The sequence below is a fragment of the Paenibacillus sp. FSL H7-0918 genome (genome assembly GCF_038007025.1).
In the GTDB taxonomy this organism is placed as follows: Bacteria; Bacillota; Bacilli; order Paenibacillales; family Paenibacillaceae; genus Paenibacillus_AQ; species Paenibacillus_AQ odorifer.
In genome coordinates this window covers 1291280-1314922 of sequence record NZ_JBBOWJ010000001.1, presented here as the reverse complement: position 1 = coordinate 1314922, position 23643 = coordinate 1291280, and the positions used below count along the sequence as shown (strand labels likewise).

Sequence of the window (23643 nt, the reverse complement as noted above, 5' to 3'; positions counted from 1 at the left end):
GGAAGCGGCGAGTTTCTTATGACAGTATTGGTTTAATTTATGGTATCTTAATGGTACCAAGATGGATTACGACGGAATCGTAGAGGGATATACACCAGACTCAATTAAGATTGCTCGTGCCCATTTCGTGCGAGTGCGATTTGAATTTTGAGCAGTGATAAGAACACCCCGCCAACCTTTATTGGTCGGCGAGGTGTTTTTATTTATTCAATTGTGTATTCACTAACTTCAAATGTAAGTATCTTATCGTGTACAACATATTCTGTACGTTTGCTGAAAGGGCCTTTGTTGTTCTCGTGCTTATCTATTCCATAACGTGCAGATTCCGAAGCACTGTCGTACCAATTTAGGAATGTAGTAACTTCTGACATTGGTAGATCAAATTCTTTTTCTAACCCAGTGGTTAGAGTCACTGTCAAAATTGCTCTGTTACCTGTTGGAACTTCCGGAGTAGCAGATGGAGTTGGTACTGGCGTGAAAGTTGGTTCTGGTGTTGGTGTGGTAGTTGGTTCTGGAGCAGGAGTGTAGTTCATTTTTATTTCGCCAATAGTAACAAAATAAGAGTATCCATTATTTTCTGATATATTTAATCTGTATTTTTTATACTCTTTTTCATTATTAAACGCGAAGACTTTATCCGCTGATGTAGTCCAACCAGTAATGTTGTTTTGAGTGTCAAGAACAACCCAGTTTTCCCCATCCCATCCTTCGAAAGTCCAATTTTTAGGTGATTCTTTTGCTACATTCTCGTTTTTGCCACGACCTGTTAGAGAGTAAGAGTTAACAATTTGTGGACTTTCAAATTCATAAGCTATCCATCCATATGGCACACCTTCTTTAGAAGCCCACCCATAGTCGTTGTTGTTATTGTTAAATGCGTTGAATGCTTGATGGTCAATACCCCATTCGCTACTTGCACTTACCACTCCAGAAGGAGAAGTATTAGATGTCATTACCGGAATTAAACTTGATACTGTTGTGGTATTTGCTTTAGTAATAGAAACAAAACTAAATAGCAGAAGTAAGGAAAAAATGATAGGTACGTAAATTTTCTTTTTCATATGTATCTCCTTTAGTATGTTTATAGGAATCAAAGATACATAATGCAACAAAAACAGTCCAAACAAAATTTCTTAAATATGTAATAAAAAGTGTGTTATATTTATTAATTCATAATAATTACATTTAGTGATTGGATTTCCGTTGATTTCCGAACGCGAGTTTGGTTGTTATGCAAACGAAAGTTCTTATTTTGGGGAGGCTATCAACATGCAAATGTAGATTGGTCAAACCATTGAAATTGTTTACTTAGATAAGTTGGCAAAATCACTAAGCAAATTGAAGTGAAGGGCATAAAAGATGAAAAGAATCTTGCAACTTGTCTAAACACTGGAGCGCCAAGGCTGTTTCAAGCGATAAACATATTAACTTGGCAGCCAAGTGATAAATGAGCATTGTATAAAGCCATTAACTGATAAAGAAAAGAAGTACTCAGATCATTAATTAGGATGATCGAAATCAATCCCTACCCACTAACGTGAACTTGCCAAGGAGGTAGGGTTATCTTCTGTAGCGGTAATACATACGCACATGGAGCGCCTAGAGATTAAGAGGTACATACCCAGAGAGGTAAGAACATACCTCGTAAGGGAGTCGACGGATGGGCTTCTCTGCTTTTCTCGGTGGTACTGTCATGTCTACTTTTATTGTACAGGCAAAAGATCTATATTTTGAAGAGGAAAAGTATAGTCATTTTGATGAGAATTTTTACAGCGGTTTTGGAATAATTAAATATTTTTGTTGATTTACTGGAGTAACTGTGTGGTGATTTTTACTGAGGTTATAGTATCGAGACTGAGACAACTAATTTCTAGCTGACATTACGATACTATAATTCGCAATGAGTGAATTGGATTCAATTCCAGAGCGTTATATACATAAAAGCTGCTTTACTGTTCGAAGTGGGAGTAGTTCATGAGAATAGTTAGGAATTTATAATTAAAAGAATGAATAAATGATTTGTGATTCTGAAAACCTTGCTCTACTCAATGCCACCAACAATTTATAGTTTCTTTATATGGATGTTATTTTCTATATCTACTCAAAAACTAGACATTATTATGATGATTATATAAGAGAAAGTTTTGTGAAATGAAATAATATATAATTACTTAATTTGTAATTTGATGTAATATATCTCATGGGAGTTCTCATTTACAGGGGGTATTAACATGAGGTTAAAGAAATTTAGTGTGACGAATTACAAGGTCTTTTGTGAGAAGTTTTGTATTCAATTTTCTGAGAAAGATATTGTTATACTAACTGGGAAAAATAATACTGGGAAATCAACTTTTCTTGAAGCAATCAACCAATTTTATCTTCCGACAGTCGCCAAAACTAAAATACCGATAGAATGTTATTCAGCTCAAGACGAGAATAAAATTATTGAATTAGAAGCTGTGTTTGTAATAGATGGAGAAGAATTGACGATTATAAAGAAGTATGCAAATGACAATGGTAAATACTATGATACTGAAGGCAAAGAAATAAAGAGGGGACATGCAATAAAAACAATTCTAGATCAAATTCTGGAAAACTCTCCGTATTACATAACTCCTTATATGACAACCGATGAAGTGGACAAGCAAGTGAACGATATTTATTCTCAGATATTAACATCCGAATTAACAAGACTTGAGAATGATAATTCAGATGAATCGAAATCTAAACAAGAATATTTAGAAGTTAAAAAAGCTATTCCCAAATTACTTTCACAATTGAAAAGTAATACAGATCAAGCTCTAAGAGCAGTAAGTGAAAAAGTTTCTAAAAATCTACAAGGTTTATTTTCAAACAAAGATTTACAGCTTGCAGTAGCAGGTGGCGAAAGCAACGGCTTCTCGATAGCAGATATGGTCAAATCAACAAATTCTAGTGTCACTATTGATAATAAGTTGTATAGGGGAATGCCTTTGTCTACACAGGGTACAGGGATACAAAGGATGAGCCTGATCTATATATTTCAAAATATGATTGAACAAGGGTTACTAGGGACTAATAAAGATAAGATGTTATTGATTGACGAACCAGAAGCATTTTTGCATCCTGAAGCGGTTAGGGCATTAAGCCGTTCGTTATATGCGATTGGAAATGAAATGCCATTAATTATTTCAACTCATTCACCAGTTTTGATTGACTTATCAGAAAATCATACTTCAATTCAAGTTTTTCGTATTGGCACCAATAAGGCAATTGAGTTATTTCAATCCTCAAATTCAGTTTTTGACAATAACGATATTACTAACATGAAGATACTCAATTATGTGGATTCTTATGTGAATGAATTTTTCTTTGCCAAGAATATAGTTGTTGTGGAAGGAGACACGGAATACGTAGCCCTAAATCATTACATTAAAGATCGTGAACTTCCTATTCACGTTATCAGAGCAAGAGGAAAAGGAACAATTTGTTCTCTAATGAAAATACTCAATCAATTCAAAACACCTTATATCATCATGCATGATATGGATAATAATAAAAAATATGAACAGAAAACATTAAAAGCACAATTAACAAATTGTAAAAATATATTCAAATTAAAGACTGATGCAACCCAAATCTATTCATCTGTAGCGAATTTTGAACAGGCAATTGGAATTGGAGATGTAGCAGATAGAAAAAAGACAGCAACAATATTTCGAATCATGAATGAGGCAGATGGTTTGCCTATTAAAAATCGAATTTATACCTTTTTCGATACGATATTTAACATTGAAAAGTCTGATAAGATTGGTATAGATATAATTGAAATTACTCACGAGAGTATTTATGAGGAGTTCTTTTTACCACTTATTGATAATGACGAAGTGGCAGCAGAGATAGAGGATTATTTAGACTGATTGTTCTGTGATATAGGCTTTTTATGTGATACTTAAAATCCTGCTGTACGTGAGTACCGTACGGGTTCGACCCCCGTCCTCGGCATCACAGTGAAAACCTTGAGAAATCAAGGTTTTTTTTGTTTTTCTTGAGTAAAGCTTCCATCAAAAGCTAAGGTTCTGTATATCTGGGAATCACATTCAAACACACAGGACTCAGGGTAATAACACTCCTTTTCAGTGCTTGTCTAATCACAAGCTCTGGAGGGAGTTTTTTAATATGTAAGATTTCATGAACCGCCGTATATCAAACGGTACGCACAGTGGTATGAGAGATCCGAGCCCATTGATTACTGTCGAATAACATCTTAATTTGTTGTATTATTGATTAATCTAGTTTTCAAGAACCAAGGAGGGTTAAAGTTTGCTTACACTGAGAAGAGCCGACCCGGGTCAAAGTAAAAAGCTCAGTCTTACATCGCTGCTTACGGGCTTGGTTACGCTGGTGGTTCTACTAACCTCAAGCATCCTTCTGATTGGCTCTTACGAGTCCAAAAAACAGTCCTTGATGGAGACTACACTCCATCTGAATTACTACAACGCTGACCGAATGACCAAAACAATGGATTCCTTATTTCAGTCCATGCGCAGCAGTTTGGAATACAGTGCTGACACACTCTCCGATGACGAAACCTCAACGCCGAAGCAAGTGGATGATAATTTGGAACTGATGCGCAATAGTAGCAATTACTTCAATTCTATCGCCGTGCTCGATGCCGACGGGCTGATCCGCAATGTAGTACCGGCTAGTTTGGGGTCAGTAGGAAACCATATTACTTCTAAGGTCGGTTTGGAAGCTCTGGCGTTAAAAAAACCTTACATATCCTCCCCCTACATGACCCAAACCACCAATAGACTAATCGTTTTTATGAGTCAGCCGATTTTTAGCAAGAATGGTACATATCGCGGTATTTTGAGCGGCACATTTTATCTGCAGGAGAACAATATTTTGTCTATGATTTTTGGCGACAATAACGTGGACGATTCTGGCTCCTATTATTATATTGTGGATTCCAGCGGGCATCTGTTGTACCACCCGGATAAGCAGCTCATTGGGGAGGATGTCAGCAATAACAAGGTTGTGCAGAAACTCATGAATGGGGAGAGTGGGGAACAGCAAGTGCGTAACACCCGTGACGTTGAAATGCTTGCCGGATACTCCAGCGTTCCAGCCAACGGATGGGGAATTGTGGTCGTTTCGCCGATTAGTGTCATCCATCATCAACTGATGGGGCACCTTCGGACCATTCTCTGGTATTCGTTGTTTCCGTTCATTATCCTCCTGATGGGCGTCATTCTCGTAGCACGCAAGCTGGCCCGGCCTTTTGTGTACCTGGCAAATCTGGTGAGCAGGATGGGCAAGGAAAGGATTGAATTGCCAGAAGCGAAGCCGCAATGGAGCCGAGAGGCAGATCTGCTGACCAAGGCTGTGTTGCTTGCCGTGACGGATATTCAGAAGCAGACGGATCAACTGACCCAAGAGGCTACGACGGATGCTCTGACCGGTTTAATGAACCGGAGATCGTTAGAGTATACGATGAGTCAGTGGATTGACTCAGGACAACCGTTTTCGCTCATTGTACTGGATGTAGACAAATTCAAACTCGTGAACGACACTTACGGTCATCTCATCGGCGACGAAGTGCTGAAACTTGTAGCCAAAGTTATAGTTACCTCGGTTCGTCCAGACGATGTTTGCTACCGCTACGGCGGTGAAGAGTTCATCATCTTGCTAGCCCACACAAGACCTGAGGAAGCTTTCATCATAGCTGAAAGAGTCCGGCGGGCAATGGAACAAAGCAGGGGGCCAATCGAGACACAGGTTACAATCTCTCTAGGAATCGCCCATTATCCTTTTCATACATTGGAGCGGGAGGGGCTGCTGGAGAAGGCGGATCAGGCGTTATACTTGGCCAAGAGCAGGGGAAGAAACCAGACGATGGTCGCTGATGTTTGAAACAATGGCTACGCAGACCTGCCATATGTGGGCTGACCGAATGCTGCATATCAGCACGGGTGGCACGAAGTCAGCGGGCAGCAAAGGACGAAAGTGTAACCTTCTAAGCTGAACAAGGAAAATGTTATTCGCTATTATGAATGTTCGGAGCGGAAACAGTATTTCATCTTTGATGAAATACTGTTTTTTGTGCGGATGTTAATTATGTTCAACACGTTGCAATAATTCCTTTAAAGCCTTCATCTGCCGGCCTTGAAGTTCTCCCTCTACAATCGAATTCCGTATAGATTCTACATCCTGAGCCTTCACTTTACCCCCATGATGGAAACGATTGAATGCTTGATAATCTAGCGGCAGCATATCTTGTTCCATTTTGAGATGTATTTTTGCTGTCATGCGTGGCCCCATCACAAAACTCATAATCTTACCGATTAGACCATGCTTGGGCAGGGATGCTATTTCACCCTGAGCACGGCAAGCGAGCTGCCAAAGATCTTTATTTGCAATAACGGCTGAGAATTTAGGCCAACCTACGATATCACAAGCAGCGTATACAGGAAAACCTATACTAGAGTAAATATTGAACATCGCCGGACTTACTTGACCACAGCGTGAGACCCCAGAGTTATTGTAAAGTGCGCTAAATTGTTTGGCAGCTGATTTATTATTGTTCTCGACCTGGAAACCGACCTTGTTCGCCGGATGTTTGTAACAGACAATGGCTTGGTTAATGAGTTTGGGGTCTGTTGGTGCATGCACAGGCAAATCAGCCTTGGATTGATGACTTAACGTACCCAGTATTCCTCTTAACAGCTGGTCTTCCGGAAGTCTCATGTACTGAATGTAATGTTCACGAATCCCGCTTCCAAACGCACTCATAATCACCGTAGTTTTAGAATTACGAACGACATCTCCCAATTTGGATAACGTAGCTACGCCTTCTGGTGAACGGCTCACATTTCCGTCCAATGTAATAATAATAAATTGATACTGCTGAGGTTCTATTTCTTCTATATCTTCTATGACATTAAAGTTGCTAAAATCTTTCAATGTAGCATCGTCATAGCAATATAGTTTCTGAGGAGGAGCGAAGTCTGCTTTTCGTCCTTTTCGTACAAGAAAGGTAACATCGGTGCCTGATAAGTGTAGATGGTAACCTACAGAGAAACCTACTGCTCCTGCACCTACTATAAGAATGTTTGTTTTATCTGAAGTGATTGTCATTGTTAGTTCATCTCCTTGTATTATATAAAAATAGATTTTGGCTTATTAATTCCTCATTAAGTGGACATGTGTTGATTTAATGTCGTGTTGTCAGTATAATCTATACGTCTGAACAATCACAATAATCAATACCTTTGTAAATGTTATGAAGTAAACAGATTACATCTATTATGTTGAAAGGATAGAACAGGAGGAGCATATGGTTGGAACCAAGAATAACAGAAGAACTAAATATACGATTAATCTCATTAAAGAGAGCTTCCTGGTTTTATTAGAAACTAAAAAGTTACCTCAAATAACGGTCACTGAAATATGTAACTACGCTGATATCAACCGTGGCACCTTTTATTTGCACTACAAAGATCCTTTTGAATTATTTGAAGTGATGCAGAATGAATTTAATAAAGAATTGGTGGAAGCATTACAAGAAGGAGGCAGTCCTTGCACATCTGAAGAATCCATGGTCAAACTGTTAAACATTATTCAAGATAAGAAAACCATGTATCAGCTTCTAATTTCAGAGAGTGGAAAAAGTGAATTTTTAACACGAGTTTTACTTGAACAAAATTGGAACGAACCCTTTCTAAGGGACTATTCTTTCACTTACAAGGTTTATGGATCTATTGGTGTCATTAATCAGTGGCTCGAGTCAAACGGGGGAGAAAGTCCGCAAACCATTGCCAATATAATTTATTCTTTGGGTCATCAGAACAAATAGTTTGAAAAATACACACTAAGAGTGGCATTTTAGGAAGCTATATAATAATTACTGCAATAATGTACTATTTATCAACAACTTTAAGCTGTAATATTATCGTTACATTATCGGACCAGCATAAATCCTGTACAAAAAATGAGTATACGTAGAGGGGAATTATGTGATCTATAGGAGCGTGTTACTATTTCAAAATTCGTCGAAATTGGTTACCCAATTTATGAAGGAATGCCTATTTTTCCAGGATTACCAGAAGTGAAATTAGATCCTAGAGAGCGCTTGATTAAAGGAGATGAATGGAACGGAAGTGTGTTAAGCATTTATCTTCATGCTGGTACCCATGTCGATGCACCATGGCATCATTTGAATAACGGTAAGGGGATAGATGCTGTTCCTATAGAAGACTTCATCTACAGAAGCCCACTATTAATTGACTGCCCGCTTGGCCCAAACGGCTTTATCACAATCGACATGCTTGAGGAATATGAAGAACTTAATGAAGCGGATATTCTAATCTTCAACACGAGCTATTGGAAACACAGAGATACGGATTTCGAAAAATACGCCAATAATTTTCCTGCTGTCTCTTCGGAAGCTGCCGAATACATCCGGACGAAGCTCCCAAACTGCAAAGCAGTAGCTATTGATACCTTGAGCATTGAAAATTTGGCAGAAGCAAAAAGAAACGGCTATTTTGTCCATCATGCCTTTTTAGATCATGAGAAATATAAAGAGCCGACAATGCTCATTTATGAAGATATTAACCCAGCTCCATTAGTTGGCAAAAAACTCATTTCTGCCTTCGCAGCACCACTTCGTATTAAAGACCATGATGCTTCTATCATTAATGTAATCGTTGAAATAGAAGATTAAAGGCTATTCAGTAATAATTGTTTCGCCTGTGATTATATCTGCAACATCATCTCGGACTGTTCCTATACCGTAGGGGTTCTATCCCCGTCTTATCATCCTTGACCAGAAGATCGCATGACTCTCATGAAATATTGAGGTCATGCGATTTTTTTATTTTAAAAATCAGAGCATTACAGATCGTCGCTGCCGAAGATATTTTGGAGTTGAATTCTGAATAAATTAATAGTTGACAAGGAACCTATCATACCGTTCCTAAAATCAGTGAGCAAGGGGATTTGAGACAAGGATTTGCCCAAATTGCCAGTGCGCCGTTGGAGGGAATCATCAATGCTGCTGATGTCGTCGCCTTCGTCCTGATTGTAGGGGGAGCTTTTAGAATTATTCTGCAGACGGGGGCGATTGACCGGGCACTGATGGCTTTAGCCGGAAGACTCAAAAGTGATTCCGATAGCCATGGTGATTTTCAGCGGTATTCCAAAATGATATTCTAAACCGCCAACACTTCATCAACGAGAACGATGGGATAGAAGTAAGTTTCTCGAATCGGGATAAATTAATTATTGGCGGCTTCATCTTTACCTTGGGGCTTATTGTCTGGGGAATACTGAGCAAAGGCTGGTATATGACTGAGATCGGAGCGCTTTTCTTTGCACTTGGTATTTTTTCAGGGATTGTCACCCGGATGAGTCAAAAGGAAATTGCCGAGAATTTTGTTAAAGGTTGCGGAGAATTTATCTACGTGTGAGTTGTAATTCATCTTGTCAGCGTTTGTAACGATTTTTGGCACAAGTATCTTAGTCCTGATGGTCAAGAAACCCTTGATTTATCAGGGCTTTTTTAATGGTTTTCCTTGAGTATTATTAAAGATACTCTAAATGGCTAAAACTGATTTTAGGTTCAAAAGCTCGTGGATCAATTGTTGGCACAAATCGTAGTGTGGAGGCGGTTAAATGAACACTATTGGGGCAAATATTAAACAACTACGAAAAATACATAATCTTAATCAAACGGATTTTGCTAATAAAATCGGTGTTTCTCAAGGCAGCCTTAGTGATTTGGAATCTGGAAAAGGTAAGCCGGCAATAGAGACGGTTTTCTCAATTTGCTCTGAGTTCGGTTGTTCTTATGAATGGCTTTTAACCGGGAAGGAGCATTCAACTATTGGTGAATTAAGTGGAGTTATTGCAGACTGTTAAGGGGCTTAACCCTAGAGAACAACTAGAACTGTGACAGATCGCAAAAATTAAGCGTGATTTACTGTAAAGATGATCAAGCGGAAATAAAAACGTAAAATTGAAATTTTGACGTAGTTTTACATCTTCACATCCAGATGTCGAAGCAGCAAATGGAAGCAGTATATTGTTACCAGACCTATACATGGAATACCACATGAAGCAGACCAGATTGCCCGCCGCCATAATAAGTGAACACTGCGTTGCCGCCAGTATTCAGTTGGGGCAGGACTTCGCTCAACGTTCCCCCCATCTCTGTTTCATGCTTCATAGAATCGCCCTTGAAACCGTCAGTTTGGCTAATTGTATTATTTTTTACGTATGAGGCAACAAAATCAGTGAGCTCTGCTACTGTTGGATCGTTCAACATTTGCCGCAGAAAGGCATCAAACGGAATGGACTGACCGTCACAAGCATAATTACTCAATCGCGCAGCTTCCCGTCAACTTGAGCCATGATTAGTGAATCCGCACCATGTTATGCGGAGGGCCCCCTGCCTATTGATAATAAGGGACGGAATCCGCTAAATAATCATGCCCTGTCTTGACACCGGACTGGAGCAGCCATATGGTACAAGTGACAAGAACATACAAACATAGGGAGATACATGCTCAAGAAGGGGGAACTATGAATATATTCACAGCCTATGGCCGTAAGATCCGGCAGCAGATCGCCGGCAGGTATTACCGGATATCCATCAAACAGAGGATTCTGTTCTCGTTCATCGTGCTGATTACGCTGTCCATCGGTGCAATGGGCAGCTTCTCGTATTGGATTGCCGCGCAGGAGATCGAGGATAATGCCTACGCCGGCAGCCGGGAGACCGTAAGCAAGACGGCACAGCTGCTGGATTCCCGCCTGAATGATGTGGCGCTGTCTGTGCAGTCCCTGATGCTGAGCGATGCGTACCGCAAGATGATGCTCGATGTGTTCAGCCATGATGTGTCGAATTACTATGTCCATCTGTCGGATCTGCAATATGTGCTCTCCCAGGTAACGTTCAATCAGCCGATCATCGAAAACGTGCTGATCGTTACCCCGATTGGCGATTTCTATTCCACTACGCAGATCCGGGCGCAGGACAACTCGTTCTACGGCTCGGAATTATATGATCTGAGCAAGGAGCGGCCGGGCGGCTACTGGGCCAAAGGACATTATGACCGGTTGTTCACGGGCAGCCAGCGGGTGGTCTCCTTCGTAGTCCGGGGGATTTATGAATACCCTTACACGCCGATCAGCAATGTATTTATTGTGGTCAATATCAGGGAGAGCCGGATAGATGAGCTGCTGAATACAGGCGGAGAACAAGCAGGGAGAAATTATTATCTGGTGAGCGGGGAAGGAGAGGCGGTGGTGGAGTCCCGCTGGCCGTTCCGGGGCAGGTTCCCCTGGAAGCCGGTGCTTGCCGAAGCCGGGAAAGCGGCCGATCCGCAGGACCACTACTACAGCTATGGCGGCAAGGAGTATCTGGTTAATTATACAAGCTCAGCGGTATCACCCGACTGGATCATCTCCGGCATGCAGTCGCGGGACCAGCTGCTGGGCAAGCTGCAGCGGGTGCAGCGCATTACCCTCTATGTCATTGTTGTTTTCCTGCTGGCCACCTGGCTGATCTCCAACCAGCTGACATCTGTGCTGCTGAAGCCCCTGTTCAAGCTGCGGCGGCTGATGCGCAGAGTCGAAGAGAACCAGCTCAGCGTGGTGTATGAGAGCCGTTATGAGGACGAGGTTGCCCAGGTGGGCTTTCAGTTCAACCGGATGATGTCAGAGATTAAGACGCTGATCGCAGATGTGAAGACCAAGGAGGAGGACAAGCGGCATGCAGAGATCCGCGCGCTTACGGCCCAGATGGAGCCGCACTTTCTGTACAATACACTCAATACCATTTATTGCAAATCGGTCATGGGGGAGAATGACGATGTAAATGAGATGATCCTGTCGTTGTCGCAGATGTTCCAGATCGGGCTCAGCGGCGGCAAGGATCTGATTACCCTTGCGGATGAGCTGTCCCACGTGCGGCAGTATTTCGCTATTCAGCAGAAATGCTATGAAGGTCTGTTCGAATACACGGTGACGGTAGAGGATGAGGCACTGCTTAGCTGTCTGATGCCCAAGATTATCCTGCAGCCGGTAGTGGAGAACAGCATCCAGCATGGATTCAGCGACCGGACTATAGGAGGCAGGATAGACATCACGGTCAGCCGGGAGCAGGGGCTGCTGCATATTTGCATTACCGACAATGGACGGGGACTTGATGCTGTACGGGTCAAGCAGGGGATGGTCAGGGCTCCGCAGTCGAGGAAAGGTTATGCCCTGTTCAACATCAGGCACCGGCTGGCGCTGTATTACGGGGACGAAGCCCGTATGGATGTGGGCGGCGAACCAAGTAAGGGATCATGGACGGATCTGTGGATTCCCTCAGAAGAGGAGAGATGAAGGATGGACCGGAAGCTGGAGCTGGAAAAGTTCAAATTATGTGTAATCGACGATATTAAAAGTGTGGTGGAGATGGTCTCGAGCAAGCCGCCATGGCAGGAGCACGGTATTGAGGTAGTCGGTACAGCGCTGGACGGTGAAGCGGGGCTGCAGATTATCCGCGAGACCCGGCCGGACATTGTGCTGACTGATATCCGGATGCCAAGAATGGACGGTCTGCAGATGACCCGGGCGATTCTGGAGGAACTGCCGGACTGCAAGATTATTATCCTCAGCGCCTACTCGGAGTTTTCTTATGCCCAGGAAGCCATCCGACTAGGGGCGCTTGATTTCGTCAAGAAGCCCTTTTCCCTGGACGAGATTGTGCAGGCTGTGCTGAAGGCCAGGGAGTTGTGCCGGGAGGAGCGTCAGGAGACCACCAGACTTGCTGTGATGGAGGCCAAAATTAGAGAAAGTCTACCTATTCTCCGCCAGGAATATCTCATCTTCCTGCTGCACCACCAGACGACAGAATCGGATGCACGTTCCCGTTGGGCCTATCTCGATATCCCTCTGGACCAGCATGATTTCTTCGTGTTTGTCGCCGAAATCGATCATTTCACGGAGAAGCTGAGCGGCCAGCCTGTGCAGGAGGTCGAGCTGCTGCGGTTCAGCCTGCATAATATTCTCGAAGAGACGATTTCCGCCTGGACCCGCGGCGTTATCATCCGGGAGGCGACAGACCGGTACGTCTGCATCATGAACGGCTCGGACCCGGATACGGCCGCGCTGGTTACGGAGGCCTGCTGCACGAATGTAAGCCGATTCTCCCGGCATACGCTTTCCATTGGCGTGGGGCTGAGCGCAGCGGCGATTCAGGAGCTGGGCACAGCGTACAGGCAGGCGATTAGCGCGCTGGGTTATCATTTCTACACCGGAGGAAACGGGGTCTACATTTACAGCAATGTCGAGAATAAACCGCTCGCACTTCACAGCTACTCCGCCGCCGTCGAGCAGGAGCTACTGTTCGCCCTGCGTTCCGGCAATTCTGCCAAAAGCCTGCAGATGCTCGATCAGCTATTCGCGGAGCTGCTGGACAGCGGGCATTTGCCTGAGCCGCGTTATGTGGAAAGCGTCGGCTATGAGCTGGGCTACAGGATCTGCCGGGTCCTGCTGGAGCAGTTCCCCTACGGGCAGGTGGAGCCGCTGGAGCACAGGATTGCCGTCTTGAAGAACCGGGTGCATCCTTCCCTGCAGGATATCCGGGACCTGCTGTCCGGGCTGTGCCGGGAGGCCTGTGCGCTGGTTACGGAGGCCCGTTCCCTGGAGTCCACGCGGATTATCCGCCAGGCCGCCGCTTATATCGATAGCCATCTGGATACGGGGCTGTCGCTGGAGCAGGTGGCGAAGCAGATTAACCTCAGCCAGGGGTATTTCTCCAACCTGTTCAAGAAGGTGCAGGGGATTTCGTTTCAGCAGTATGTGATGCACGAGAAGATGGAGAAGGCTAAGGCGATGCTGATCAGCGGCCGGCAGGTTCAGGAGATCGCCCAGGATCTCGGGTATGAGCACAGGCGCTATTTCAGCGAGGTGTTCAAGAAATATACCGGAATGACCCCGTCCGAGTTCAAACTGCATTATCTTGGAAAAGAATAAAAATGCGCAGGGGAGGCATGTCCGCAGGGCGGAGGTGGCCTCCCTTCACTGTATAAAGCTCCTGCAGAAATCTGCCCTTAAAGTGGGCTTACCCGCCTTATCCGGATGCGCCAATCCGTCTATAATCAGGTTGTAAGCGAATACAACAGGGATATATAAGGGGGAACTACCAATGATGAAGCGTATGCTAATAACATCTCTGAGCCTGGTCCTGGCACTTGGCCTGACAGCCTGCGGCAACGGTAACGGTGGCAATGCTGCAGAAGGTAAGGGAGACGGGAAGACAGGCGGCTCGGGGGACAAGACCAAAATCAGCTACTGGACCGGCGACCGTCATGATGCGGATTTCGTGAAGGACAAGGTAGCCGAGTTCAACGCAACCAATACTGACGGGATTGAGGTGGAGCTGGTCGTCAAGGGCGACGACTTCGATACCGCACTCGATCTGTCCTTCCAGACCTCCGATGCGCCGGATGTAATCCGGGTGAAGGAGAATACCATCCAGACCTTCTACAAAAAAGGCTTTCTCGCTCCCATTGACGAGTTCCTCACCGATGAGCTGAAGACGAAATTCCCGGTCATGCCGGATCTGAATGAATTTGACGGCAAGCGTTACAGTCTGCCGAATTATGGAACAACCATGCGTCTAGTATACAACAAGGATCTGTTCGCCAAAGCAGGCGTTGAGCATCCGCCAGCTACCCTGCAGGAGCTGGTGGATACCGCCAAAAAATTGACGGAAGCCGGTAAAGCGGACGGCGCTTACGGCTTCGCCCAGAACTTCAAAAGCCCCGGAAGCGCGTTTGCGCGTTCGGCGCGGGTGATTGCGGAGATGAGCGGCTACGGCGGTTTCGGGTATGATTTCAAGACGGCCCGCTACGATTTCAGCGGCTTCGAGTCGATCATCAATGCCTTTAAGCAGATCCGGGACAACGGCAGCATGCTGCCGGGTGTGGAATCGCTGGATATTGATCCGCTGCGGGCGCAGTTTGCAGAGGGCAAAATCGGAATGTATATGTCCTACTCCTCGGAGCCGGGCGTCTACAAGAATCAGTTCCCGGCCAAGATTGACTGGGCAGCCGCTCCGGTTCCGACCATCGACGGCACCGTGAAGGGGGCTTCGGGCTTCCTCGGGGGCCAGTGGCTGGCGCTGAGCTCGAAGTCGGAGCACAAAGGAGCAGCCTGGAAGTTCATGGAGTTCATGTACGGCGATCAGGTGCTGACGGATTATCAGGAAAAAGGCTTTGGCATCTCCATGGTTCCATCCGTCAGCGCAGTAGCCAAGACACCGGATGTGAACGGCATTGAAGGCTTCCTGCCGAACAAGCACGATGGAGTGTGGCCGGTCTATCCGTCTGTAGCACCGGAAGGGATGAAATCGGATGACGCCTTCTTCAAGTATATGCTGAACGGCGGCGATCTGAAGGCAATTATCGCCGATCTGAACAAACGCTATAACACTGCACTGGACAGCGTGATTGCGAATGATGGCGTGAAGGCCGAGCCGGATGCCGGCTTTGACCCCGCCGCATTGGGCGGCAAGTTCGCCAAGTAGATGGAAGGTCAGGAATAGAGATATAGGCCAAAGCAGAGGGATGAGGAAGCAGCTTTCCCATCCCTCTGCTCTGGCCGCAAGGGAGAGGAGCCGGAAGAAACCAGATGAACAAAACAAAACAAGCCTTATTTTCATACAGCTTTATCTTTCCAAGTGCCTTGCTCACGTTGGTCCTCGGGATTTATCCGATTGCCTGGGCGTTCCGCTATATGTTCTATGATTACAAAGGGTTCGGAACGGCCCGGTTTACCGGGCTGGCCAATTTCAGCCGCATCCTGAAGGATACCCAGTTCTGGGATTCGGTGGTGAATACGTTTGTCTATGCAGGCGGCAAGCTGCTGATCACTATTCCGCTGGCTCTGCTGCTGGCCTCCATATTGAATCGGGGGCTGCGGGGCAGACAGCTGCTGCGGGGGATTTTCTTCATGCCGACTGTCATCAGTACCGCCGTAATGGCCGTAGTCTTCTTCACGATCTTTAACTCGTATAACGGGATTCTCAACCAGTTCCTGATCCGTTCGGGCCTTTCCGATTCCGGTGTGGACTGGCTGGGGCCGAAATATGCCATGCTCACCGTCATTTTGGTTGCGGCTTGGGGGGCGGTCGGCAATTACATGCTGCTCTTCCTCGCCGGTCTGCAGAATATCCCGGAGGATGTTTATGAAGCCTCTTCCCTGGACGGAGCAGGCAGACTCCAGCAGTTCCGCTATGTCACCCTGCCGATGCTCGGGCCTGTCATGCAGATGGTCATTATGCTGGCGATCATTACAGCTTTGAAGGGATACGAGAGCATTATGGTGCTGACCGAAGGCGGTCCTGTAGGCAAGACAGAGGTGATGTTCCTGTATTTGTACAAATTATTTTTCCCTGTCGGCGGAGGCAGCGCGGCGGTCCAGGTCCAAGAGTTCGGATACGGCAGTGCGGTCGCCTTCGTGTCTGCGGTCATCGTCGGGATCATATCGCTCATTTATTTCTACGCATCCAGACGTATGAATCAGACCGATTGAGGAGAGAGGCTATTATGAGAATAAGAACCATACTGGGCAATATCATCCTGTGGATTTTTTTGCTGGCATTTGCTTTTATCACCCTGATTCCGGTTGTTATCACCATTCTCGGCTCCTTCAAGACAAATGCCGAACTGACTGCGGGAGCCACCTTCCTGCCGGATAGCTGGCATTTCTCGAACTATGCCGAAGCCTGGGCACAGGCGAATTTCTCCAGATATACGCTGAACAGCCTGATTGTCTCTCTGGCGGCGGTGGTTGGCACGCTGCTGGTATCATCCATGGCGGCTTATGTGGTGGACCGGATGGATTTTGCAGGCAAGAAACTGTATATCGGCCTGCAATCCTTCACTATGTTCGTGGCAGTAGGGGCGGTCGTGCTGCGTCCGCAGTTTGATCTGATGGTCAAGCTTCATCTGCACAGCAGCCTGTGGGGGGTCATATTGATTCTGATCTCCGCCCATGCTTCGATCTTCTTCATTCTGTCCAGCTTCATGAAGGGGATTCCCCGTGAGCTGGATGAGGCGGCGCTGATGGACGGCAGCTCCCCCGGCCGCACCTTCTGGCGGATTATTCTGCCGCTGCTCGGACCCGGACTCGGCGTAGGTGCGCTGTTCACCTTCCGCGGCGCGTGGAATGAATATCTGCTGCCACTCGTGTTCACGATGACGAAGCCGGAGCTGCAGACGCTGACTGTCGGGCTGGCGAACCTGAAATACGGGATTTCGGCCGCTTCCCAGACCCACTATATGATGGCAGGCGCCTGCTTGTCCATTCTGCCGATTCTCGTAGCCTATCTGTTCGCCAACAAATCCTTCATGCAGATGACAGCCGGTTCCCTCAAAGGGTAGCGGTCCGGCCCTGCGCAACCCATATTCCATATTTGACATTCAAGGAGGTACACCCCATGACTCAACACGCTCCGGCAATTCTGCAATCTGCCCCGTTCATCCGGCGGTATCCGGGCAATCCTGTGCTGGATGCAACGAAGGTTCCTTACCCCACCGCACTGGTATTCAATGCCGGTGTAACGAAATTTAACGGCAAGTATGTGATGATCTTCCGTAATGATTACGGCTCACTGGTAGATCAGACGCTTGAGCCGCACCACACCACGGATCTCGGCATTGCTTACAGTGACGACGGGCTGAGCTGGACCGCCGGCCCGAAGCCAGTGTTCAAAATTCATGACGAGGAAATTATCCGCGCCTACGACCCGCGCCTGACCGTGATCGGCGGCCGTTGTTATATGTGTTTTGCCGTGGATACGCACCATGGCATCCGCGGCGGAATTGCCGTTACCGATGATCTGGAGCACTTCGAGGTGCTCAGCCTGTCTACACCGGACCTGCGCAATATGGTACTGTTTCCCGAGTTGATCGGCGGCAAGTATGTCCGGCTGGAGCGTCCCTTCACGGTATACAGCCGCGGCGGCCGGGACCGCTTCGATGCCTGGATCTCCGAGTCGCCGGACCTGAAGCATTGGGGCAACTCCAGCCTACTGCTCGCCGTCGAGCAGGTGCCGTTTGCCAATGACAAGGTTGGCCCGGCCGCACCTCCGGTCCGGACGGATAAGGGCTGGCTGACCACCTTCCATGCGGTGGATGTGGACCCGGCCAGAGGCAAGCAAGGTTGGGAGGACACCTGGAAGAAGCGCTATACCGCCGGAATTATGCTGCTGGATCTGGAGGACCCCCGCAAGGTGATCGGCATGAGCAGGCAGCCACTGCTGGCACCGGAGACAGACTATGAGATTGGCGGGGGCTTCCGCAATCATGTGATTTTTCCGGGAGGGATGATTCTGGAGGATGACGGCGAGGTCAAGATCTATTACGGCTCTGCGGATACGGTGGAATGTCTGGCAACGGCCCATGTGGACGATATGCTCCGGCTCTGTCTGGAGCCGGAGCATAGATAAGATTGGAAGCAGGCTGAGGGCGGAAATGCGGAGTAACAGTAGGGCCATATGCCATGATTGGAGCGGCTTGCGCGGAGATTGTGCATGAAGTGCAACAATGCTAAATCAATAGCAGCGACCGTGGGGAGATTGTGCATAAAATGCAACAATACAGCTCAGTAGTAGCGACCAACGCAGAAATTCTGCACAAGGTGAACAAAACCGGGGCCGTATTTTAAAAGGAAACTTTGCTGATGCAGAAAAGGTTAGTATTACTCTGCCACTTCCGAAGCTGAACAGGAATATATCGACTTTATGAAAAGAGTAATAGAGCATCACTGGTGAAATCATTATTCACTGATGACAGAGTATTTTCTGAAGATATGAAAGAGGTGTTTATTTATGCTAAAAAGGTTAAAACTATTAAGTTTAATTGTTTGTATGCTCGCCAGTCTTTTAGCTGTCGTTCCTTTGACAGCAAGAGCGGCGGGCACAATTGTAAGCTATCCATTACCGTCGATCTATACCACGACCAGTCAATACACGGTAACAGCAGACTCTACAAATATACCGGTAATCGACACTTCGGCGGTATTTGTAAACTATAATTATTGTAATTTCTCTTTTTCAGGTACTACTACAATCACAATAACAGCAAGCGAGACAATCAATACCTATAATATTTCTCCCAAAGCTTTGGGAATCACTGCAACAAAGAGCGGAAATACACTTACATTTACACTTTCATCACCAACATATCTTATAGTTAAAATCAATAACCTGAAAGATCTGGTTATTGCGGCAGATGCTCTTGAAACCAATGTTCCGGCTTCATCCGGTACAGGTATATACAATGTTAAAACCGGGTACGGTGCCGACAGTACCGGTGCCGCTATGGCTACAACTGCAATACAAAACGCCATAAATGCGGCTAACGCAGCAGGTGGCGGTATAGTATACGTTCCAGCCGGTGTTTATAAGTGCGGAAACCTTGTTTTAAAAAGCAATGTTTCGGTTTATCTGGAGGGTGGTTCTGTTATAAGGGGTTCAGGAAATCCAAGCGATTACACTACCCATTTTCATAAGAATTCTCTGGGTAAGGATGGAACATGGTTTATTTATACTGAAACAAATGCAAACAATATTAAGATATACGGCAGGGGGACTATTGACGGCAATGGCCATTATATGAGAAATACAAACAATTATTTGAACAATATTCTTGTACCCTTGCAGTGCAGCAACTTCACGGTTGACGGCATAACAATAAGAGACAGCGGTGGCTGGGCTACAATAGTTACAAGATCTAATAACGTAACATTCCAGAATACAAAGCACTTCAACAACAATGAACTTGATTATGAAAATGATGCAATCGACATTCAAGAGAGCCAGAATGTACTCATAAAGCACACTGTAGCAGTATCGGAGGATGACACATACTCATTTAAGACATGGGATGTAGAAACTACGGATATAGCTGCAAACTGGCCTGGAAGTCCTGAAAGCCAGTCAAATGTAGTTGTGGATGATGCTTTGGCTTGGAGCAGATGTGGAGCATTTAAGGTTGGAGATGGAGTGAAACAGCTTCAGGATGGCATAGTTGTTAAAAACTCTTATGTATACCGGTGCTGGCGTGCTTTAGCAGTAGGTCATCTTTATGGAACTCCAGCAGCACAAAACATCATATTTGACAATATAGATGTAGAAGGCTTCTGGCCAAGATCCGGTGTTCACTCCAGATGGTTTGATCTTTCTGCGAAAACCGGTCCGATAAAAAATGTGGTCTATAATAATATAAATTTACGCGCTTTAGGTGAAGTTTCAATCATGAAGGGTTGGAGTGACACATCTACTGTCTCCGGAGTTACATTAAACAATGTTCGCGTTGGTGGAGTTGCGGCAACTACATTGGCAGAATTGAAAATAACAGATACTAACAGCTATGCTGCAGCTCCAAAATTCAACACATTGAAATTTGAAGCGGAAGGCTATAACCTTAGTTCAGGTGTTATTTCCTATGAGGCAAGCACTGATGGTGGGCTGGATGTTGGTGGAGGGAGTAATGGCGACTATATAGCATTTAAAAATGTAGATTTTGGTAGTACAGCTAAAACAAGTATTGATTTGAAGGTTGCATCCGCTAATTCCGGCGGAAGAATAGAATTCCACTTGGACAGTCCTACGGGCACTATGCTGGGTTATTGGACAGCAGAAAGCACAGGCGGATGGCAGACATGGTCAGTCAAGAATATCCCGCTTAATGCCGGGACCGCTGTAGGGACCCATACCGTATATGTAACTTTTGTTAAGTCAGATTCAACCACAGTTGCAAATTTAACCTGGTTCCAGTTCAAATAGAATGGAAACGGTTTGATTTAATTGCAATAAGATGGATCTAGCTATTGTTGTGGCAGAATCGCCGAATTGAGGCCTTTTTAATGCCAAGATGAAATATAACTCACACTACGCTGCTGTGATCATCGGTTTGGCCCGGGGGATCCTCGTCGTTGCAGAGAACGGGATGATTATCGATACCATTTTGAATGGCCTGGCTACTATGCTTAAGGGTTTGCCGAATTACTTGTTCACCACCATCATGCTGGTCGTGCATAATATTATTACGTTCTTGGTTCCTTCTTCATCAGGAGAGGCGGCCTTGACGATGCCTGTGCTTGCACCATTAGGCGATCTTGTGGGTGTTAACCGCGAATCGGTAGTAACCGCATACCAATTTGGAAATGGATTAACGAATCTCATTTCGCCAACGGGCGGTGTGCTGCTGGCAGGTTTGGCCATCGCCCGGATCAATTTTGGACAATGGTTAAAGGTAATACTCAAGCTGTTTCCGATTCTTTGGCTGGTGGCGGCAATCTTTGCCGCAGTTTCCTCAGCTGTGGGCATGTAGTGGATAAAATATTGCAAAGCCATGCGTGATTTCCTGCAGAAGATAATTAAAATCCCAAGGTCATACTGACCTTGGGATTTTTGACTCTACATATTGATCCTATTACCCTCACATCACACTCTCCTCTTTGTTGTATATTTCCTCCTGATTTGTGGCCACAAATAATGTATGCTAAGAATTTAATCCGTTATTTTCCTATCCGTCAGTTTCTGCCGTTCCAAACAGCAGAATACAAACTGTTCAGAAGATAACGCTTCCACGTATGATGTATTCATAACCAGCTGAGTGCTTCATCCGATACTAGTATCACAAATGAGGGAATTTAAGGTGAGAGAATATACGATTGTTAATATTTTATATACCCGCAAGAGTCCTGTGCGCATGAGTGAGCTGATTGCCGAAGTGGGGTTGTCCGAACGGACTCTCCGTGACGTGATCCGTGCACTCGACAAAACAGGAGAGGCGAATGGTTTCGGTATCCGTATGATCCGCGGCCAGGGTTATCTACTGGAGATTGGCGATGAAGCCAAATTCAGTAGCTACCAGGAAAAAGGAATGCTGCAGCTGGATCAGGTGGATCTCGATAATAAGCAATCACGCCAGCAGTATTTACTATTCTATCTCTTGCAGAACGATAGCTATCAGTCTATGGATAACATGGCGGAAGAAATCGGCGTTAGCCGTTCTACTATTATTTCCGATCTGAAGGAAGTAGAGCAGCGACTTGCCGCTTTCCGGCTTAGCTTGAAACGTCGGGCTCATTATGGCATGAAAATCGAGGGGGAAGAGCAAGACTTCCGTAAAGCCTTTTCTTACTTTATCTTGCAATCGGGTCATACGCTGCAGCATACGGAGGATTTTCATGCTTTTAGTCAGGACTTCGATGCTGAGCAGCTTAAGGGATTTCTACTGCAAATCCTCAAGGAAAAAGAACTGAAGATCTCGGATGTGTTTCTGGATAATATCTTGACCCATCTGTTCATTCTTCTTTACAGGGTTTCCAAGCACAATTTCATTGTGGCTGGACAAGCCTTGCAGGGAACACCTGAGCCGCTGTATCAGGATATTGCCGGGAGTATTGCAGATTTCATCTCCTCTCAATACCAGATTAAGCTTCCGGCGGATGAGATTGATTATTTGGCGCTGCACATTTCTGGCAAGACCATTATGGAGCGGATGTCGGAAGAGACCAAATCGCATCTGCGGGAGGGAATCACGGCTATTCTGGAGCGCTTGGACCGCGAGTTCCTTACTGGATTCACTCAAGATCAAGAGCTGCGCGAAGCACTGCTATTGCATATGTTCCCGCTGCTGAACCGGTTGTATTACAATCTTCAGCTCGGCAACCCATTGGTGGAGGATGTTTACAGCCAGTATGCCAATGTGTTCGTCATTTCCTTCCGCTTCGCTGAGATTGTAGAGGAGCAGTACGGGTTTCGGATGTCGCGCGATGAGGCAGGGTATGTCGCGTTGCATTTTGCCACCCATCTGGAACGGATGCAGCAGCGCAATCTGGAGAAGTTCAAGCGGATTGCCGTGATCTGCTCGACGGGAGGGGGCAGTGCCCAGTTAATCCGGCTGAAGCTGGAAGCGGTATTCCCCAAAGCGTCGGTGATCACAGCCTCCATCACGGAGGTGGAGGAGATCAGCAGCAAGCCTGTGGATCTGATTCTCTCTACTGTACCGCTGGCAACAGAGATTAAGGAAAAACCGGTGATCCATATCAAACAGCTGCTGGATGATCAAGAGATTCAGCGGATCAAAGAAATATTGTCTTTGCAGATTAATCGCACAGAACCGTCCTACAAGCTGATGGATTTCAAGGATTTGTTCCGCAGGGAGCTGTTTCATCTGTCTGGTTCGGACGAAGATTACATGGAGCTGTTAAAGCAGCGCTGCCGGGAGATCGTGGGCAATCATTATGCAGCTGACGATTTTCCCGAACAAGTGCTGCTCAGAGAGCAGAAATTCACCACCATTTACAAAAATGGGGTGGCCGGCCCGCATCCGATGCGGATGAGCGCGATCCGCGACTGTATCAGTGTAACCGTGTTGAAGAAACCGCTGATCTATGAGGGGAAGCCGGTCCAATTGATTTTTCTGATCAATCTGGGTCCGGGGCAGTTGTTCCTGCACAAAGAGATCAGCAAGCTGCTACTGGTTCTAATGGAGAAGGAAGACAGTCGCAATCGGCTGCTAAACACGAATAGTTATGAGCAATTTATGAATGAGATAGAGAACCTACTATAAATAAAATGACGATACG

Annotated in this window: 19 protein-coding genes; 16 read left to right on the top strand and 3 right to left on the bottom strand. The window is 45.8% G+C overall.

Annotation, left to right across the window (positions count from 1 at the left end; genetic code table 11):
- Window positions 1-203: 203 nt before the first annotated feature.
- On the bottom strand, window positions 204-1061 hold the full coding sequence (locus MHI15_RS05945; protein WP_340976658.1) for a discoidin domain-containing protein: 858 nt from the start codon (window positions 1059-1061) through the stop codon (window positions 204-206).
- Between the two features lie 1170 nt (window positions 1062-2231).
- On the opposite strand from MHI15_RS05945, the gene MHI15_RS05940 reads away from it, so the two are divergent.
- Together MHI15_RS05940 and MHI15_RS05935 are read left to right on the top strand one after the other, a co-directional pair.
- Window positions 2232-3899, top strand: a complete 1668-nt coding sequence (locus MHI15_RS05940) for an ATP-dependent nuclease (protein ID WP_340976657.1) — start codon at window positions 2232-2234, stop codon at window positions 3897-3899.
- Window positions 3900-4302: 403 nt separating this feature from the next.
- The gene (locus tag MHI15_RS05935; protein ID WP_340976656.1) at window positions 4303-5895 is read left to right on the top strand and encodes a sensor domain-containing diguanylate cyclase; all 1593 of its coding nucleotides are present in this window, start codon (window positions 4303-4305) and stop codon (window positions 5893-5895) included.
- Between the two features lie 198 nt (window positions 5896-6093).
- Here MHI15_RS05935 and MHI15_RS05930 read toward each other — a convergent pair whose 3' ends face one another.
- Window positions 6094-7119 (bottom strand): ketopantoate reductase family protein, encoded by a 1026-nt coding sequence (locus MHI15_RS05930; protein WP_076302547.1) that lies wholly within the window; start codon window positions 7117-7119, stop codon window positions 6094-6096.
- Window positions 7120-7318: 199 nt separating this feature from the next.
- On the opposite strand from MHI15_RS05930, the gene MHI15_RS05925 reads away from it, so the two are divergent.
- From MHI15_RS05925 to MHI15_RS05905, 5 genes are all read left to right on the top strand, one after another.
- Window positions 7319-7837, top strand: a complete 519-nt coding sequence (locus MHI15_RS05925; protein ID WP_076128868.1) for a TetR/AcrR family transcriptional regulator — start codon at window positions 7319-7321, stop codon at window positions 7835-7837.
- Between the two features lie 183 nt (window positions 7838-8020).
- Window positions 8021-8707, top strand: coding sequence for a cyclase family protein (locus MHI15_RS05920; protein ID WP_076310155.1), 687 nt, complete (start codon window positions 8021-8023; stop codon window positions 8705-8707).
- A gap of 275 nt (window positions 8708-8982) precedes the next feature.
- Complete coding sequence (locus MHI15_RS05915) at window positions 8983-9198, top strand: hypothetical protein (RefSeq protein WP_076128872.1); 216 nt, start codon at window positions 8983-8985, stop codon at window positions 9196-9198.
- Entirely contained in the window at window positions 9192-9452 is a 261-nt protein-coding gene (locus MHI15_RS05910) for a hypothetical protein (RefSeq protein WP_340977048.1), read from the top strand. Before MHI15_RS05915 ends, MHI15_RS05910 begins: the two co-directional genes overlap by 7 nt.
- 205 nt (window positions 9453-9657) lie before the next feature.
- Window positions 9658-9903, top strand: a complete 246-nt coding sequence (locus MHI15_RS05905) for a helix-turn-helix domain-containing protein (RefSeq protein WP_340976653.1) — start codon at window positions 9658-9660, stop codon at window positions 9901-9903.
- Window positions 9904-10078: 175 nt separating this feature from the next.
- Here the strand turns inward: MHI15_RS05905 and MHI15_RS05900 are convergent, their stop codons facing one another.
- Entirely contained in the window at window positions 10079-10366 is a 288-nt protein-coding gene (locus MHI15_RS05900) for a hypothetical protein (RefSeq protein ID WP_036683320.1), read from the bottom strand.
- 200 nt (window positions 10367-10566) lie between these two features.
- Between MHI15_RS05900 and MHI15_RS05895 the strand changes: the two genes are divergently transcribed.
- From MHI15_RS05895 to MHI15_RS05855, 9 genes are all read left to right on the top strand, one after another.
- Window positions 10567-12375 carry a cache domain-containing sensor histidine kinase gene (locus MHI15_RS05895; RefSeq protein ID WP_341164216.1) on the top strand — a complete coding sequence of 603 codons (1809 nt, stop codon included), beginning with the start codon at window positions 10567-10569 and terminating at the stop codon, window positions 12373-12375.
- A 3-nt stretch (window positions 12376-12378) separates the two neighbouring features.
- The gene (locus MHI15_RS05890) at window positions 12379-14010 is read left to right on the top strand and encodes a response regulator (RefSeq protein WP_341164215.1); all 1632 of its coding nucleotides are present in this window, start codon (window positions 12379-12381) and stop codon (window positions 14008-14010) included.
- Window positions 14011-14182: 172 nt separating this feature from the next.
- Window positions 14183-15565: an ABC transporter substrate-binding protein gene (locus MHI15_RS05885; RefSeq protein ID WP_036683312.1), complete on the top strand. Its 1383-nt coding sequence runs from the start codon at window positions 14183-14185 to the stop codon at window positions 15563-15565.
- Window positions 15566-15669: 104 nt separating this feature from the next.
- Entirely contained in the window at window positions 15670-16572 is a 903-nt protein-coding gene (locus MHI15_RS05880; protein WP_036683309.1) for a carbohydrate ABC transporter permease, read from the top strand.
- Window positions 16573-16586: 14 nt separating this feature from the next.
- Window positions 16587-17423, top strand: coding sequence for a carbohydrate ABC transporter permease (locus tag MHI15_RS05875; protein WP_036683306.1), 837 nt, complete (start codon window positions 16587-16589; stop codon window positions 17421-17423).
- A gap of 56 nt (window positions 17424-17479) precedes the next feature.
- Window positions 17480-18490: a glycoside hydrolase family 130 protein gene (locus tag MHI15_RS05870; RefSeq protein ID WP_143759935.1), complete on the top strand. Its 1011-nt coding sequence runs from the start codon at window positions 17480-17482 to the stop codon at window positions 18488-18490.
- A gap of 381 nt (window positions 18491-18871) precedes the next feature.
- Window positions 18872-20830 (top strand): carbohydrate-binding protein, encoded by a 1959-nt coding sequence (locus MHI15_RS05865; RefSeq protein WP_076279257.1) that lies wholly within the window; start codon window positions 18872-18874, stop codon window positions 20828-20830.
- A gap of 88 nt (window positions 20831-20918) precedes the next feature.
- A complete protein-coding gene (locus tag MHI15_RS05860) occupies window positions 20919-21377 on the top strand; it encodes a hypothetical protein (protein ID WP_341164214.1) in 459 nt (152 codons plus the stop codon).
- 327 nt (window positions 21378-21704) lie between these two features.
- Window positions 21705-23627: a BglG family transcription antiterminator gene (locus MHI15_RS05855; protein ID WP_076191835.1), complete on the top strand. Its 1923-nt coding sequence runs from the start codon at window positions 21705-21707 to the stop codon at window positions 23625-23627.
- The last annotated feature ends 16 nt before the right edge of the window (window positions 23628-23643 follow it).